Below are 16,481 nucleotides of genomic sequence, written 5' to 3' on the forward strand. Positions count from 1 at the left end.
ACCGGAGGGCTCCTTTCTTGTGTCTGCATTGTCTTTGAGGCCGTGATTCGCGGGCTTTGAAAATAAAATGTCAGCCATTCATCGGGGGCGTTCCGTGCTTGCCCGCCTGCCTGGCCCCGCCGGAGCGCTTTGAGCTCCTCGGGGCCCCGTGGGTGACGGGAGGCATGCGAGGATGCGGCCCATGTTTTCCCGCCGGTTCCGGTCCGTATCCCTCCTGCTGTGTCTGGGCCTTCCTTCCCTGGGGTGTTCGAAGGAGGAAGCTCCGCCGCCCAGGCCCGCGGGGCGTCCCCTCGCCGTGCCCCAGGATCCCTCGCTCTCGCGCGCCGACGGCCTCGAGGCGTTCCGCACGGGGTACCTCGCGGCCTACCGGCTCAAGCCGGATGCGCGCTTCTCCCGTGCGCTCACGGACGTGGAGTCCCTGCTCACCGGCAAGCCCGCCGCCCCCGTGGAGGCGCGCTTCCAGGACGGCACGTGGACCTTCCTGAGCCAGGGCCAGGAGGTGGGCACGCTGCCCGAGTTCCCCAGCTACGCCCAGGCGCTGGCCGTGCTCGAGGCGCGGGTCCGTCAGCTCGGCACCCAGGGGCTCGCGCTCCCGGCGGATCCGGCGGCGGCACCTCCCGCTCCGGCCCCGAAGCCCGCGAAGGGCACGAAGCCCGCGAAGGGCACGAAGGCCGTCCGCAAGCCCGCGCGGGCCCCGAAGGTCGCGGCCAAGAAGAAGGGCGCTCCCGCGTCGGCCACGTCCGCGCCCCTGCCGCTCGGCCTCGACACGCTCGCGGCCCTGCACGCCCTGGACGTGGACTGGGCCGAGGGCAAGCGGGGCGCGCCCCAGGTGAAGGCGGGAACGCGCGCCCTGGCCTCCCTTGCCTTCCAGCTCGTGGACTTGACCGAGACGGCCGACGACGTGCCCGCCCGGGCCCTGGCGCACCTGGCCGTGGCGCGTGTCGTCACCGGCGAGCCGCTCACCGAGGAGCAGGCGTTGATCGCCGCGAGCCTCGGGTATGAGCGCGAGGCGCGCCAGCTCGCCGAGGCGCTGCCCGCGGGCACGCCCCTGCGGCTCTACTTCCAGCGGGACGACGCGCCCCTCGAGGCGCTCGCCCGGCGCGAGCGCGATCCGGGCCTGGCCCACTACCTGTGGGTGCGCCGCCTGCCCGAGATCGGCACGTCCGAGCGCGCGCGCCGGCTGGCGCGGCTCCAGGATCTGCCCGTGCCCCGGCTGCACGAGCTGGTCACCCGGCTGCGCGTGCGTGACTTCGACACCGACCAGGCCCTGTCCGTGGCGGCCTCGCTGCTCGTCCTGAGTGAGGCGGCCGCGTCCACGGGCAACACCGACGTGGAGGATCGCCTCCGCGCGAAGACCCCGGCCGGCAAGCGCGAGGAGGCCTTGCGCGCGAAGGTCAAACGACTCGAGGCGCGCTTCGATGTCTCCGGACGCGGACTGCTGCCCGCCTTCGAGCAGCAGCTCGCCCAGGTGGGCACCCAGGGCCGCTACTTCCTCGACGCGCCCATCGAGCGCTCCTGGTTCCAGGGCTTGTTCTACTCCGCGCAGTACCGCCTCTCGCTTCACCTGCTGGATGGGCGCGCCGCGCCCGACACCGCCGCCGCCTACACCCGGGCCCTCGGGACCCCCGCGTCCGCGGCGGGCAAGGACTTCCAGGCCTGGATCTCCCAGCTCACCGCCTCGCGCAAGGGCCAGCAGGTGGACGCCGCGCTCATGAAGTCCCTCACCGGGCTCCAGGTCTTCGGCACCGCGCCGCTCCTGCGGGTGATCGAGGAGCTCCAGGACGCCGCGGACTGGGGTGACCCGGCCTTGTCCACCCTGACGCGCCGGATCGCCGTCCGCATGGACTCGCGCCCGGACCATCGGCTGCAACTGGGCACGCTCGCCCACGAGGCCCTGTATGACGTGCCCCTCTCGGAGAAGCTGCACCGCGCGGCCCTGGACGCCACCGGCTCGCCCCGCCTGGCCGAGTGGCTCGCCTGGCTCGATCGCGACACCGCGGCGCTCAAGGCCCTCGTCGCCTCGCCCGACCCGGACGTGCGCGGCAGCACCCGCCTCCAGGCGATCTCCCACCTGCTGGAGGCCGGCGCGCTCGAGCCCGAGGCCCTGCTGGACACGCTCCGGCCCGTGCTGGCCGCGGTCGACGACGACTGGGGCTTCATCCAGCGGAGCGTGGAGCTGCTCGAGCAGCACGGGCGCCGTGCCGAGGCCCGGGACCTGCTGACGAAGTGGCTGGCGACGCGCCAAGACTCCCAGGCCTTCGAGGTGGTCTTCGCGCGCACGGAGCTCGCCCGGACCCTCCAGGCCGAGGGCAAGCTCGCGGAGGCGTGGGAGGCCGTGGTGCCCGCCATGAAGAGCCAGCAGTTCGATGCCCTGCGGCGCGCGGCGCTGCTGTCCCAGGCGCTCGGCGAGTCGGCGCGGGCCCAGACCCTGGCGGAGGGCGCCGCCGAGCGCTACCCGGGGGCCAAGAGCCTGTCCCTGCTGGCGGAGCTGCACTGGCTCGCGGGCCGTCCCACCGAGGCCGCCGAGGCCCTGAGCCATCCCAAGCGCTCCGTGCGGCTGGTGGACTGGCGCTGGCGCATCGGCGAGCGCTTCGCCTCCGTCTACGCCGCGCGTCCGGTGGCCGAGGGAATGAAGGCCTTCCAGGCGCTCGAGAAGCAGAAGGTGGGCGCCGCGGAGCTCGGCCAGCTCCCGGTGGAGGTGAACAAGGCGGGCAACCCCGCGCTCGCCTTCGCGATGCAGTCACGGCTGCGCGCGCCCGGGTTGCAGCAACTGGAGCTGCTGATGCGGGCTTACGGCTACCAGAAGGCGGCGAAGTCCGAGCCGGAGGCGCTCACGTGGCTGAAGAGCGCCGTGCCCGAGCGCATGCGCGAGCCGATGAGCATGTTCGCCTTCGCCGAGCAGGAGGACGCCGTGCTGTGGGACGTGGTCCCCGTGTCGGACGCCACGGGGGAGACGGCGGACTATGTCTGGTTGATGCGCGCCGCCGCGAGCGCCCGGGCCCATGACACGACCCCGGCGCGTCAGCAGGCCCTCACCCAGCGCTTCTCGGAGGAGCGGCCGGGCTTCTACCACCAGCTCGGCCGGCACCTGGTGGGCCGGGTGCCCGAGGAGGCCGCGCGGGCCGCCGCCACGACGTCCAAGAACCGCGAGGAGCTGCCCTTCTTCCTCGGGCTCAAGGCCCAGGCGGATGGGCGCTTCGAGGACGCCGTGGCCTGGTACCGGAACTGCGTGGAAACCGGCAACCCACGCAATGGCGAGTACCGATGGGCCCTCGCGGAACTCAACCGCATGCGTCAGGCCGAGCGGAGCGTGGCCCTGATGAAGCAGGCCACGCGCTGAGCCCGGGGGTTACCGGGGGAGGCTGTAGTTGACCGGCACCCAGGCGTAACCCTTGCCCTGGGCCTTGAGCCGACCGAGGCCGGGGAAGGAGACGTGGGCCGCCGCCACGGTGTAGCCCTGCTTCGCGGCGTCGGCGTAGGCCTTGGCGCGCTGGGGCGCCGCCGCCTTGCTGTCCACGTCGAACTGGACGGTCACCGAGGGGTCGGCGAACTGCACCGCGGCCACGTGCATGATGTCGCCCCAGAACACCAGCTTCTGGCCCTGGCTCTCCGCGACGTAGAAGGAGTGCCCGGGGGTGTGGCCCGGCGTCTCCAGGGTCCGGATGCCGGGAAGGAGCTCGGCGTTGCCCTCGAACGTCTTGAGCCGGTGGGCCGCCACGTACGCGGACAGCGAGGCCCTGGCTTGCTGGAAGGCGGGCTTCTGGCTCTCGACGGCCTTCGCCTCGTTCGCCTCGTCCAGCCAGTACGCCGCCTCGCGCTTGTGGGCGTGCACGACGGCATTGGGGAAGACCTGCTTGCCCGCCATCATGAGCCCGCCCGAGTGGTCTACATGGATGTGGGTGATGAGCACGGCGTCGATCTGCTCGGGCTGGTAGCCCGCGGCCCGGAGCGCGGTGACGAGGTGTCCGCCCGCGGGGCCGAACAGCTCGCCGGCGCCCGTGTCCACCAGGTACAGGGCGGTGCCGGTGTTGATGAGATAGGCGTTGATGGACGTCTCCACCGGCGTGGTGAGGTACGCGGCGGACAGCAGCGATTGGACCTTGGCCGGCGGGGCGTTCAGCAGCTTGTCGACCTCCAGGGGCAGCGTGCCGTCGGACAGCACGGTGATCTCGAAGTCGCCCAGCATGTACCGGTAGTAGCCCGGCGCCTGCGTCTTGACCTGGGGCGCGGACGCCTGGGCGGGCAGGGAAGACAGACCGGTCACGGCGGTGAGGCAGGCGGCCAGCGTGGCGCGGCCCCACAGGGAACGAAGCGTCATGGATGGACTCCAAGGCGAAGCGGCGCCGGGAAGTTCCCGGGCGCCGCTTTACTGTTACCGAGCGGTCACATTGTCAAGGCGATGAGAGGGGGGACGGTCCGGGGAAGGGTGAGAACTCTTGAAGTCAGGTGGTGCGAGGTGACTTGAAGCGTGGTATGTCCGGCGGACATGAAGACCACGACGAAGGGTGGGGCCCGGTGGGGTCCGTTCGTGCTCGGCAGGCGGTGCAAGCACGCTGCGGGGGAGTTGGGTGACATCTACGAGGCCGTTCACGTCGACACGGGGGCGCCGGCGCTCGTGATGATTCCCCGTCCCGAGTCGAAGTGGCGTCCCCGGAGGGACTGGCGCACGCGCACCTTCGTGCAGACCTCGCCGCCGCTCCTGGCGAAGGTGGTGGAGGCGGCGCCGAACCAGGGCCGACTGCCGGACCTGACGGAGTCGGAGAGCGTGCTGCTCGCGGGCTTCGAGGCGCTGAGCCACGATGGCCGGATGCGCACGTACCTGACGGGTGGCCTGTTGGGACGGCACAAGTGGTGGCCGGTGGTGGCGGGCCTGGCCGTGGCGGGGATGGCCCTGCTGGTCTTGGGTGGGTGCGTGGGGTGGATGTCCCGGGGCCGCACGGCCGAGGCGCCGGTGCTGGCACCTGTTGTCCACGTGATCTTGGACAGTGAGCAGCGGGCGCCCTTCCTGACAGATGGTGAGGCGCACGGCGTGAACGGCATCGCCTACCCGCTCCCGGACAAACCCTTTCAGAACCAGGCCAAGGCGCCGTGTCCTGGCGACCGCGATGAACTCGCCATCAATGGAGGCTGTTGGGTCGTCCTGAAGCGGAAGCCGCCGTGTCACAAGGACCAGGCGGAGTACCAGGGCGAGTGCTACCTCCCCGTCTCATCGAATCGGGGTGCTCGTCCGCCGCAATCCGTGTCGCCCTGACGACACGCGCTCACCGCGTTGAGTCCATGTACGGTGTGGAGCGGTTATCCAAGACCGATGACCTCCGCCCGCATCGACGTCCACTCGCACTATCTGCCGGACTTCTACCGGGAGGCGCTCGCCGCCGCCGGGCACACGCGACCCGACGGAATGCCCGCGATTCCCTCGTGGAGTGAGGCGGCGGCGCTCTCCACGATGGATCGCCTCGGCATCCGGACCGCTGTCGTGTCCATCTCCTCGCCAGGGGTTCACTTCGGTGACGACGCGGCGGCGCGGGCCTTGGCGCGTCGGGTGAACGAGGAGGGGGCGCGACTGAAGGCCGCGCATCCAGGGCGGTTTGGCTTCTTCGCCTCGACGCCCCTGCCGGATGTCGAGGGAGCCCTCGCGGAAGTGCGCCATGCCTTCGACGTGCTGCACGCGGACGGCGTGGTGTTGGAGAGCAACTTCCACGGTGTCTATCTGGGGGATGAGCGTCTGGCCCCGCTCTACGCGGAGCTGGACCGGCGCGCGGCGGTGGTCTTCCTCCACCCGACCTCGCCCGCGTGCCCCTGTCACCCGGTGGGAACTCCGGGTTGCACCGAGCCCAAGGACATGGCGCTCGGCTACCCCCGGCCCATGCTGGAGTTCATCTTCGAGACGACGCGCACGGTGACCCAGATGATTCTCTCCGGGACCCTGGCGCGCTATCCGAACCTCCGCGTCATCGTGCCTCACGCGGGCGCCGCGCTGCCCATCCTCGGCAACCGGATCGAACTCCTGACGGGTCTGGCGGCGAAGTCCTCGGGGGCTCCGCCCGTCGACGTCCGCACAGCCCTTCGGCGTCTGCATTACGACCTCGCGGGCGCTCCCGTGCCCGAGCAGCTTGGTGCACTGCTCCAGGTGGCGGACCCCGGGCGGATCTTCTACGGCAGTGACTGGCCATTCACGCCCGTGGAGATTTGCGAGGAGCTTGCCTCCCAACTGGAGGCGACCACCCTGCTCGAAGGGCCGCTGCGTGAGTCGGTGCTGCGCGGCAACGCCGCCCTTGTGTTTCCCGCCCTGACGCGATGACTCCCCGCAAGAGGTACCTATCTCTTGGTGTGCAGGAGCCAGACGAACTTTCGATACATTTGCGAGTCGCTGTCCCGGGTGATGATGAACAAAACCGCCCTTCCAGCGATGGGAGGCGACGCGATGTGTCCATCCGCCGTTACCGCGAGAGGGGTGGCGCTGGCGCCGTCGAGGAGCGCCCTCTCCTGGGCGATGTAGGCGTTGAACGTCGCGGGCGGGGTGTATGGCTCCCATCCGATGGACAATCGCTCCTTGCCCGTCAATGGGATTGGGGACAGATCGGGACGCTCGGAAAGGTGAGCGGTATCGTCAGCGACGCGTCCAGGGCATTTTGTCTCGTCTCTCAATTCCGAGCACGAGAACAGCGCGGCAGCTGGATGTGTTTGACCGTTGATGCGCAGCCATACTGACTTCTTGAGTTCGTCATTGAGTGCTGAGTCGATCTGGTCCGAAACGCACCCTTCCGGGTCCTCGCCAATGCTTGCTGCGATCTTCTTGAGTTCGACCATGCGCTGTGGCGGTGAACGATCGGCCAGTGCTTTGCTGCGAACTTGCCACTCCGCGCGCATCCGCTCACAGTTGGATTGAGCTGGAGTGACCGAGGGTGCTGGAGGCTCCGTGGGTGCGGCGGCCTGCTGCGTGACAGGTGGCGGGTTGTCGTTCTCTCGTTTACAAGCGAGTCCAACTTCCAGGACCATCATCAGGGCTATACATGATTTGAAGTTCAACCTGCGGAGCCACCAGTGTGGGGTGTTCGTCAGTGACCTAGAGTGTTCCGACACTTTTTCCGTCCTTTGCACGTCGATAGTTGTAGGGCGCTGGCATACTCCGAACGACCCAACCAGGGCCCGTCAAAGCTTGGTTCGATGGGAGGATGTCCCCATGCGTTTCCGAGAGTGCATCGCGCTTCTGTTCTATGCCTCCGCCTGCGCCACGTCGGCGCCCCACCCAAGAGAACCAGAAGCCCGGGACCCGAGCATCGCCAACCTCCAGCGAGCGTCGAAACTGCCTTGGATGGACGATGGACGTTGCACCGTCCGCGAAGCTTCCTCGCCCTGGCCCGTGCTCGTGGAGCGGTGCTTTCATGCCTTGGACCATGACCGGATCGCGTTTCACGACTCCACCGGGAAATGCGGGATTGCCTCGGTGGGTGCTGCGGCCGTGGGGCTCGGGGTCTGCGTGTTGGCGGCACCGGAAATTGCCTTGGGCGCGGTGGTCATCACGGGCGGCGTGGTGGTGGGATTCGCCATCAAAGAGGCCCTGGATGCGTACGCTCTGGATAGGGGCGGCTCCGGGGAACGGCCCGCACCTGATGCCGTGCTTGCTCCTCGCAAACCCTCGTCGAAAAAAAGGCCCACGCCGGAGCCAAGAGGGCCGGATTTTCCTCCCATGGGGCCAGGCGGAGTCACGGAGCAAGATCCTTCCAGGTGCGAGCCCATTCCAGTGCCGTACCACCTTGGCGGTCATAAATTGCACGACACGTGCGCCGACAAAATCCCGAACAGTAGTTTTCCCGGAGGGGACGTGTTCGTGAATGGGAAGAACTTCGACGCGCTGCAACTTGCCACGCGCAGTCTGTGGGAGGTGAAGACCGACAACTTCGACACCTATTCGCCTGAGCTTCGCGAATTCGTGCTCGTCGATCAACTGCCGAAGTTGCAGCACGAGCGCGCTCTTGCCCTGGCCTGTGGCTTTGATTTCAAGATCGGTGTGCGCAGTGCCGCGCATCGAGCTGCCTTGCTCGCCCAAGACATCTCTCTCGATATCGTCGTCATGGATTGGTGCTGAGATGGCAAATCCTCAGAGTCTTCTCGTCCTGACCGTTTATGCGCCTGCTCTCGCGGATGAGGACAGCCGCCCACTGGCGGTCATTCGTGGACTGGAGCGCGCGCTTCCCGGTTTGCGCCTGGACTCGACGATCTCTAGCGAGGGGAGGCTGATCCCACTCCCTCGGCGCGAGATGTGGCTCGCTGAGGGGCAGCCAAACGGAAAAGAGGTTCGGCTCATTTGTAATAGTGATGAGCGCTACCGAGTAATGGTGTCTGGATGGGAAAGACCGGCGGGGATCTCCCCGGGAGGACGGTCTCAGCTTGAAGTCCATGTGAAACTGCCGCTGCATATCGCTGGGGGCGCCGTGGCAGTGGATGTGCTTGAGCTCGTCGGAGAGGCCACACGCGCTTTTTGGGGGCGTGTAACGCCCGAAGGTGTGGCGGCTGAGATGGCGCAGCAGGTGCGCCATTCCATGCGCCAGCCGCATGTGCCGCCACGCGGGTTGCCAACCCTCAAGCGCACAGAGGAACTCCACTCACCTGAGCTTCCTCATCACCTCGGATGGCTGAATTACTGGTCTGACGCCGCCTCACGAGCTATCGGTTTTCCGGACTCCGCCCGCGATGCGGAACTGCTGTCACGCTCACGGCGTACCGCGACGGGTGGGTGGGTTGTTCAGCTCACGGATGCGCCGCTTGACCTGGACACCCCCGCGCATCTGGAAGCGCTCAAACGGGCCTATGAGCGCTTTCCTCGGATCGGCGGGCGCTCCACTCCTTGATGCTCGGCACGGCGCGCGGTGGGCTTGAGGCGTTGACGTGACTCTCCCTCGCTAGGGTGGCAGTCCACGGGGCGGAGGTGTCTGTCCCATTCATAGAGGAGCCCATTCACCGCGGAGCGGTGGGCGCTGGAGACGCTCTCGAAATCATCCGGGGACAGCGCGGCGAGGCGCTCGCGTTGGAACGCGGGATCGCCGAGCCCTTCACGGTGCTTGAAGTCCTTGTTCGCCGCGAGCAGGGCGGGCATCACCCGCATCACGGCCTCCTCGCACTCCCGGCGGGTCGCGTGCGACATGCGCTCCACGCTCAGGGACAGGTGCTCGCGCACGGAGGCTGCGCCACCGGGACACCACGCCTCCAAGGTCTTGCCGTAGAGGTCTTGGACGAGTGCTTCCAGCGTGTACGTCTGCTCGTAGGGCCAGAATGCGTAGCGCGGACCCTCCAGCGCTTCCCAGAAGCGCAGCAGCGCCGCCAGCCTCCGCGCCATCCGCTCGGCGCTTCGTTTCGGAGGCGGAGCCACACCGTAGTGGAGCGCCCCCCAGGCCGTTCCCAGACAGAAGGTCTCGAAAGCCTCCTCGGCTCGCTGGCGCTCGGAGGCGGGGAGACCGTGCCCGAGGTTCGTGAAGACCTCGATGAATACATGGGGCCGCCAACCAGGCGCGGGCGCGAGGAACTCGGCGCCCATGTGCATGATCAGCACTTCATCCGTCCGCACCGGACGCATCCGCTGGGGTGGCGTGAAGGACCTTGTTTGGAGGAACTCCTGGGTCCATCTGTGCCCCTCCGCGCTCACCCGGCGGCGCGTGGCGGCGAGGGAGCCGTGCAGGAGTGCCGGGAACTCGAGCCCCGGGCCGGAGGCGGTCGTCATGCCTCCTGGCCCTACCACGCGAGGTATGTTTCGTCAGCGGCCCAGGCGCGCTGACCCCGGGGCTCAGTTCGCGGGGAACAGGTACTTGAGGATGTCGCCGAAGCGCGCGGACCAGGCACCCTCGTTGTGCCCGGCGCCCTCGATCTCGACGTACTTCAGGTCGGCGTCGAGCACCCAGCCCTTGGCGGTGAGCCGGTCGCGCAGCTTCCGCGTGGACTCCACCGTCTCCTCCTGGCTCTCGCGGGTGCCCTCCTTGGTGCCGATGTCCAGCCAGATGCGCGTGCCCGACAGCTTGCCCGGCAGCGCCTCCACCCGCGCGAGGATGTCGCTGTCACCCCAGAACACCGAGGGCGACACCACGCCCAGGCGCGTGAAGGTCTCCGCGTGCGTCATGCCCAGGTACATGGACACGAGCCCGCCCAGCGACGAGCCCACGAGGCCCGTGTCCGCCGCCCCCGTCTTCGTGCGGTACGTGCCGTCGATGCGCGGCTTGAGCTCCTCCACGAGGAAGCGGCCATAGCCATCCGCCTTGCCGCACTGCTCGCCCTTGATGTCCTTCCACCGCGGGTCGGGCACCTGGGTGTACTCGATGGCGCGGTCGGCGCCCGCGTTGTAGACGCCCACGATGATGACCGGCTCCACCTCGCCCGCGTTGATGAGATCCCGCGCCGTCTCGTCCACCTTCCACTCGCCCGCGTAGGACGTGGCCGCATCCATCACGTTCTGCCCGTCGTGCATGTACAGCACCGGGTAGCGCCGCGCGGCGTTCTCCGGCAGCTCGTAGCCCGGCGGCAGCCAGACGATGACGTCCCGCTTGGCCTGGGTGGCGTACGCGGAGGGGACGTCCCGCAGGTACTCGATGTTGCCCGTGGTCGTGTGCTCGACGGGCGCCTTGTAGAGGTCCTCCCAGTTGGCCACGGTGAAGGTGACGCGCTCGAAGCCGCCGCCCGTCGTGAAGGCCCGGTTGTCGACGGACTTGCCCTCGCTGCTGTTCTCCACCTTGGCCCACTCACCGCGCGTCACCTTGAACTCGAGCGACGTGCCCGGCGCGAAGGACAGCGTCGTGGCGTAGTGGCTGTCCACGGCCTTGTAGAGCTTCGCGCCCGAGGGATTCCAACCGCCGAGCTCGGGCTGGTTGCCCGCGAGCCAGATCGTGTCCTCGCGCGGGGTGCTCTCCGGCGCGGCTACGAGGAAGACCGTCTGGGGACGGGTCTGCCCGGTGGCGGGGCCCCAGCGCTCCACGGTGAGGTCCACCTTCTGCTCCACCAGCTCGCGGGCCGTGAAGGTGTACGCGGGCTTGCGCACGCCCGCCAGGTCGAGGGCGTCACCCTGGTCCGGCGACGAGGCGAGCCGCACCTCGTAGCTGACCGCCTTCTCCTTGGGCAGCCGCGTCTTGCCCGAGAAGACGAGCCCCCCCTGGTAGATGAGCTCCAGCCCCCCCCCGATGCGACCGGAGAAGCCGGGATCCTCTCCGTAGAGGAAGATCCGGGCGTCCACGGGCGTCTCGGGCGGCACGGTCAGGTTGAACTGCACGTCGGTGTACGGATCGGGCGGGGAGGGCGTGGGGGTGGGGGCGGGCGTGTCGCAGCCCACGAGCGCGGTGAGGACGAGCAGGGCCAGGAGCGTGGGTCGGGAGGCAGCGGGGTGCGTCATGGGCTTCCAGGTGCGAGCGGGGAGGAGAGAACGCGCTCGGAACCCGAGGGCCCGGCGCATTCCCGAGGGGGAGCCTAGCGCGTCGAAGGACCGGGTGGGAGGCAGGGGGCCGCCGGGACTTCCGGGACGCTCCGTCCAAGCCCCGCGATAGGCTGGCGGGTCGCCGATACGGCTGGTCGTGCCTGTCTACTCTGGCGCGGTACCATCCAGCCAGGAACCAAGGCATGGCTCGGGGAGTGATACATGGCGTTCTTGCAATCGGCATTGGGCGCGGCACGGTGGATTCGAGTGGGGTGCGCCATCGCTTGCATCCTGAGTGGATGTGCCACGGTCGCGCCGGTGAGTGGTCCGGAGGCGGGGACGCAACGCGCGGGGGACTCGAATCGGGGTGAAGGTTCTCCGTCGGAACCGGTCGCACCAGGCCCGTCCGCCGCCGCGCACCCCGTGGACGGGTTGGAGGCTGAATGCTCTCGCGGGAGTGCTCCTTCATGCCTCAGGCGTGGCAACGCTTTGATGAAGCGTAAGGGCGTGAGCGAAGCTGAGAAACACGAAGCGGAGTTGTTGTATAAAAGGGCCTGCGAGCTTGGGGATCAGGTCGGGTGTTTGTCCCACGATTTGCTCCGCGAGCATCGCCGTATCGCCGAGCAGGACGCTCGCCGAGCAGTGGCTCCCCCTGAGACCGCATGCGCGGACAATGCGGAGAAGGGGTGCGTGCGTCCCGATCCGCTTCGTCACGCGGGGGGCGACAAGGACGATCCTGAGACGATGCGAGTGCTTGACAGGGCATGCGCTGCTGGCGAAGGAGCGGCGTGTTTCCGACTCGGGATGATTCTCGCGGAGGGTCCAGGGGGGAGGAAGCGCGAGCGACTGACCGCTGGAATGTTCGCGAAAGCGTGTGAAATGAACTACCTCGAGGCCTGCCATCGTCTCGGATTGCTTTATGAGGTGGGCAAAGGCGTGGCGGTCGATGAACGCCGAGCAGCGGTCTTGTATGAGCAGTCGTGCTCGGCTGGAATCGCCAAGGGGTGTTCTCTTCTGGGGATGCTCCATGAGAGGGGTCGCGGCGTGACGCAGGATCTGCGCCGAGCCGTCACGCTGCACAAGACCGCATGTGCGGCGGATGACGTCGACGGATGTACACGCCTGGTCATGCTCTATGGGAATGGATGGGTCGGGGCCGAGGACGTGCGCCGTGGGATGGCGTCCCTCGAGAAGGCCTGTGCGGCTGGCGGGGCCGAGGGGTGCTTCATCCTCGGGCGGATTCACTCGAGAGGGCTTGGCGTGGCCAAGGACGACGTCCAAGCGGCTCGGCTGTATGCCAAGGCCTGCTCGGCGGGAGAGCCCAGGGGGTGCTTTGGACTCGGCGTGCTTCACGAGAATGGCCGCGGCGTGGACAGAAGTGATGAGCAAGCCGCTGTGTTCTACGAGCGGGCGTGTGAGGGTGGGGAGCCCGCGGGGTGTTTCAATCTCGCGTCGTTCTATGCGGGGGGGCGCGGAGTCGTGGAGGACCCTCGCCGGGCCGCGACGCTCTATGAGAAATCGTGTGATTCAGGCGTGCCCGCTGGGTGCTCGGGACTTGGCGTCCTCCACGAAAGGGGCTGGGGCGTGAGCAAGGACGAGGGCCGTGCCGCTGCCTTGTTCGAGAAGGGATGTGAGGGCGGGGATCCCATGGGGTGTTTCAATCTGGGCGTGCTCTACGAGACGGGTCGAGGTGTGGCCATGGATGCGGCTCGTGCCAATGCGCTCTACGAGAAAACGTGTGCGGCCGGCGAGAGCGCCGGATGCGGACGACGGACGCCGTGAGTCACGTGGGCGCTCCTGGCGTTCGGTCGAGGGCTGAATGTTTCTCAGCGGGGCGGTTCAGCACCCGCTGACAGGTGACGCCTCACGGCCTCGCGCGGGCGCCGTGGGGCCGCTTCCGCGGGGCGAGCGCCAGGCCCACCAGGGCGAGCACACCAGCCAGTGCATGCGAACCCCCCGTCGCACCGCAGCCGCTCGTCCGCGCTTCGTCCCCACCGGGCTTCACCGCCGGCGCCTGCCCATCCCGCGCGCCCGAGAGTTCCAGATAGCGCTGGATGAGGCGCAGACGGGCGCGCTCGAAGGCGGCGCCGTCGTCCGAGACCTGGGAGGCCGCGGGGATGAGCTCGCGGGCCACCTGCCGCGCGAAGTCCGGGTCGCCCGCGTCGCTCACCATCTTCAACCACTCGTAGTCCTGCACACCCAGACGGATGAGCTTGAGGCGCAGGGAGGCCACGGGCACCTGGGTGTCACCCCCAATGCGCTGGACGGTGCCCGGGTAGAAGAGGGTGCCATCCCCGTTGCCGTTGAAGCGGAACTGGTCCTCCCACGCCGAGGCGAGCATGCCCACCGTCTGGTAATACAGCTCGCCGGTGGCGCCCTCGAGGAAGGTGGCCCACTCCATCGCGCGGGCCTTCGCCGCGGAGCGATCCAACATGTACGAGGGCCAGCCCGAGCCCGGCTTGTTCTCGGGCGCGTTGGTGCCGTAGGCGCAGCCGTGGCTCATGCAGCTCTGGTACATCCACAGCGTGCGCTCCGGCGTGGCGAGATAGCCGGTGTATTGCTCGCGCTGATCACCCAGGTAGGGGGGCTCGGCGCCGTCCATGTAGTTGACCAGGGGGGCGATCAGGTCCAGCTCGTCCTCCAGGTGCTGGGCCTTCAGGTCCTGGATGGAGGTGGTGAGGAGCGTGCGCAGTTCCGGCGCCGCCTGGTTCACCACCGAGAGGTTCTGGCGAATCTCGTCCCAGGAGTTGCCATAGGGGGGCTCATCGCCCACGTAGGCATAGGCGCGCGACAACCAGCCGCGCTCGCGGAAGTGGGAGACGAAGTCGGTCAGGGCCTGGGGGGTGTACTCCCCGAGGTACTCGATGCTCGTCATCCTCGCGCCGGGCAGCCGCGAGGGCGCGGTGCCGTCCAGGAAGGGGCCCCAGGTGGCATCGAAGGCGGCCAGGTCCGGCATGTCCCACCGGCCCGATGCCCCGGGGACGCGGGGGAAGGCGCTGGAGAGGGTGATGCGGTGCTCGAGCGCCATGCGCTGGTAGCGCGACAGGAGCGGCTCCAGTTCCTGGGGAGAGCAGTCGGTGCGGCCACCGAAGTGCGCGCGGCACAGGTGGGGCGGCCACGCGAGGAAGGCCGTGGCGAGCGACGGCGTGCTGGGCAGCACGGCGTCCACCACGGTGAGCCGCACGGCGACGTCCTCGTGCACGCCGTCTCCCGTCACCTTCACCGTTCCCTGGTAGTCACCAGGTGGGGCATCCAGGGGCACGTGCACGTCGATCCAGAGGGCACGGGCCTCGCGGGCGGGCACGTCGAAGGGAAAGGCATTGCGGGCCTCGCCGGCGATCTCATCCACGTCCGGGACCAGTGCATCCGGCCAGCGCCCCACCGACTCATCCGGCACCGAGGCACGGCGGGTGGTGACGAAGTCCTGGCGGTAGAGCGTGAGGTCCGCGCCCTGGATGGAGGCAGGGCCGTCCAGGGAGGGCAGGCTCGCTCGCACGCCGCGCAGCCCGGTGTCCCCGCCGTGCAGGCCCACCTGGAAGGAGACGAACTCGTTGCGTGCGGCCGTGATGTGGACCGAGGCCTGGGCGCGAGGCGCCGCGTCGGGCAGCACCTTCACCATGGGGCTCTCGCCCCAGACGGAGGGGCCAGCCGCGGCGGCTGGGAGCGCGGAGACGAGGAGGAACAGGGGAGCGACAAGCAGGGCGCGGAGGCTCATGTCCCGAGTGAACGGGGCCGCACTGGCCGTAACTTCCTGCTCGGAAGAGACCACGGTCCGAGCCCTTGCCCGCTCGTCTGCTCTTTGGTTTAGGAAGGTTAGAGCGCGTCGGCCGAGTCAGGCCATTTATATGTGAAGCGATAGCCCAAGCCCTCCTACGTGGACTCGATGTAGCGCGCAGCAGGAATGGCTGCTCAGCATGACCGAGTTGCCCGCCACGAAGCGGTGCCGGCGCGCCTGCGTGAGCATCACGTTCATGCGCCGTAGGTCGGAGAGGAAGCTAATCTGCTCCTCGCCGTTGGATCTCACGAGGCTCAGGAGCACCGCGTCCTTCTCCCGTCCCTGGAACGCGTCTATCGTATTTATGTCCACGCCCGCTGCCAGCAGCGCCTGCTCCCGCGCCACCAATAGGTAGGGCCGCCTTGGTCGCCACGAGGGATAGCTACAGGGCTGCGAAATCAACCCTACCCTGATAAAGTGAATGAACGGCCTGGGTGCACGACGTGTGCTCAACTTCGCAAGGAGACATTCATCATGGACCCCAAAACAGAAAAAACATGCGACGATTTCTATCTATATCACCAAACTCTCTTGAGCCCAGCTGCGCAAGAATTTGAAAGCAATCTCAGCGCAGGGAGAGTCAGACTGCACCATGTCGTCCAAGTAAATATGCTAACGGCACACGCCGTCGACTACCTCGTGGCAATTAGGAACTCCACGAGAGGGAGTCAAGTTAAGCGAAGCCAGCTTGTAAGGGAATTCGACAAGGACTTCTTTGTTTTAGGTGCACGTGTCCAGAATCAAAAATTCCAAATTGTGGATGCAGTCAATAATTCCGTTAAGCATATTGAGTTGGATAGGGGTCGGTACAAGGAACTCGTCACCAAGTATGGCGACATTGGTTTTCGCTGCCTTCGAGAGGAAGGTGGTTTAGTGCTATTCGAAACCACCAAGTACCGCTTTGATTATAGTCGTGTTGTGTTGGGGCCTGTTTTGTCTTCCATTGCGCGTGTGTGTTTTGACGGTATTGAGGCTGTCTATGGTTTTGCCCAGGGGGGCGGTGAATTGATTCAAGGGGACGCTAGCGATGAAGATCCAATAGATAGGATGATTGCCTACTGTAATCCAGTTTACAAGTGTGATGATTGTGGGCAGTCGGAGGACGATTGTCGGTGTGGTGAGTTTGTGTATGACGGGGAACGAGGGGAGTTTCGGCCATTCAAAGAGAACTCCGACTTCAATTTTGATTTTGATGACGTAATGGCGGAAATATCAGGAGCCTATACAAAAGATTAATACAGACCTGGACCGTGCGCGCTGAGCTTGACGAGAATCACTGTTGAGGGAAGGAGAGGCGACAGTGAAACTAGGCGG

The 16,481-nt window shown here is 67.3% G+C and carries 13 protein-coding genes; 7 read left to right on the forward strand and 6 right to left on the reverse strand.

The annotated features are described in order from the left end of the window. Positions 1 to 295 precede the first annotated feature (295 nt). The gene (locus I3V78_RS10255) at positions 296 to 3,340 is read left to right on the forward strand and encodes a hypothetical protein (protein WP_204486571.1); all 3,045 of its coding nucleotides are present in this window, start codon (positions 296 to 298) and stop codon (positions 3,338 to 3,340) included. 9 nt (positions 3,341 to 3,349) lie between these two features. Here I3V78_RS10255 and I3V78_RS10260 read toward each other — a convergent pair whose 3' ends face one another. Beyond that, positions 3,350 to 4,318 (reverse strand): MBL fold metallo-hydrolase, encoded by a 969-nt coding sequence (locus tag I3V78_RS10260; RefSeq protein WP_204486574.1) that lies wholly within the window; start codon positions 4,316 to 4,318, stop codon positions 3,350 to 3,352. Between the two features lie 168 nt (positions 4,319 to 4,486). Between I3V78_RS10260 and I3V78_RS10265 the strand changes: the two genes are divergently transcribed. Both I3V78_RS10265 and I3V78_RS10270 read left to right on the forward strand, forming a co-directional pair. After that, a complete protein-coding gene (locus I3V78_RS10265; RefSeq protein WP_204486575.1) occupies positions 4,487 to 5,251 on the forward strand; it encodes a hypothetical protein in 765 nt (254 codons plus the stop codon). A 57-nt stretch (positions 5,252 to 5,308) separates the two neighbouring features. Further along, entirely contained in the window at positions 5,309 to 6,301 is a 993-nt protein-coding gene (locus I3V78_RS10270) for an amidohydrolase family protein (protein ID WP_204486578.1), read from the forward strand. A gap of 17 nt (positions 6,302 to 6,318) precedes the next feature. On the opposite strand, the gene I3V78_RS10275 is transcribed toward I3V78_RS10270, so the two are convergent. Continuing rightward, complete coding sequence (locus I3V78_RS10275; protein ID WP_204486580.1) at positions 6,319 to 7,002, reverse strand: hypothetical protein; 684 nt, start codon at positions 7,000 to 7,002, stop codon at positions 6,319 to 6,321. A gap of 181 nt (positions 7,003 to 7,183) precedes the next feature. Between I3V78_RS10275 and I3V78_RS10280 the strand changes: the two genes are divergently transcribed. Together I3V78_RS10280 and I3V78_RS10285 are read left to right on the forward strand one after the other, a co-directional pair. Continuing rightward, on the forward strand, positions 7,184 to 8,089 hold the full coding sequence (locus I3V78_RS10280; RefSeq protein WP_204486582.1) for a DUF6310 domain-containing protein: 906 nt from the start codon (positions 7,184 to 7,186) through the stop codon (positions 8,087 to 8,089). A 1-nt stretch (position 8,090) separates the two neighbouring features. Next, entirely contained in the window at positions 8,091 to 8,852 is a 762-nt protein-coding gene (locus tag I3V78_RS10285; protein ID WP_204486585.1) for a DUF5953 family protein, read from the forward strand. Here I3V78_RS10285 and I3V78_RS10290 read toward each other — a convergent pair. Both I3V78_RS10290 and I3V78_RS10295 read right to left on the reverse strand, forming a co-directional pair. Beyond that, positions 8,810 to 9,718: a hypothetical protein gene (locus tag I3V78_RS10290; RefSeq protein WP_239576377.1), complete on the reverse strand. Its 909-nt coding sequence runs from the start codon at positions 9,716 to 9,718 to the stop codon at positions 8,810 to 8,812. The genes I3V78_RS10285 and I3V78_RS10290 overlap by 43 nt on opposite strands. A 63-nt stretch (positions 9,719 to 9,781) precedes the next feature. After that, positions 9,782 to 11,371, reverse strand: a complete 1,590-nt coding sequence (locus tag I3V78_RS10295; protein ID WP_204486587.1) for an alpha/beta hydrolase-fold protein — start codon at positions 11,369 to 11,371, stop codon at positions 9,782 to 9,784. 900 nt (positions 11,372 to 12,271) lie between these two features. Between I3V78_RS10295 and I3V78_RS10300 the strand changes: the two genes are divergently transcribed. After that, the gene (locus I3V78_RS10300; protein ID WP_204486589.1) at positions 12,272 to 13,174 is read left to right on the forward strand and encodes an SEL1-like repeat protein; all 903 of its coding nucleotides are present in this window, start codon (positions 12,272 to 12,274) and stop codon (positions 13,172 to 13,174) included. A gap of 82 nt (positions 13,175 to 13,256) precedes the next feature. Here the strand turns inward: I3V78_RS10300 and I3V78_RS10305 are convergent, their stop codons facing one another. Both I3V78_RS10305 and I3V78_RS39135 read right to left on the reverse strand, forming a co-directional pair. Further along, positions 13,257 to 15,107, reverse strand: a complete 1,851-nt coding sequence (locus I3V78_RS10305) for a DUF4091 domain-containing protein (RefSeq protein ID WP_204486591.1) — start codon at positions 15,105 to 15,107, stop codon at positions 13,257 to 13,259. Positions 15,108 to 15,233: 126 nt separating this feature from the next. Continuing rightward, the gene (locus I3V78_RS39135) at positions 15,234 to 15,512 is read right to left on the reverse strand and encodes an AAA domain-containing protein (protein WP_338023519.1); all 279 of its coding nucleotides are present in this window, start codon (positions 15,510 to 15,512) and stop codon (positions 15,234 to 15,236) included. Between the two features lie 129 nt (positions 15,513 to 15,641). Here I3V78_RS39135 and I3V78_RS10315 point away from each other — a divergent pair, with 129 nt between their 5' ends. Next, complete coding sequence (locus tag I3V78_RS10315) at positions 15,642 to 16,403, forward strand: hypothetical protein (RefSeq protein WP_204486593.1); 762 nt, start codon at positions 15,642 to 15,644, stop codon at positions 16,401 to 16,403. The last annotated feature ends 78 nt before the right edge of the window (positions 16,404 to 16,481 follow it).

Source organism: Archangium primigenium (assembly GCF_016904885.1).
Lineage (GTDB): Bacteria > Myxococcota > Myxococcia > Myxococcales > Myxococcaceae > Cystobacter > Cystobacter primigenius.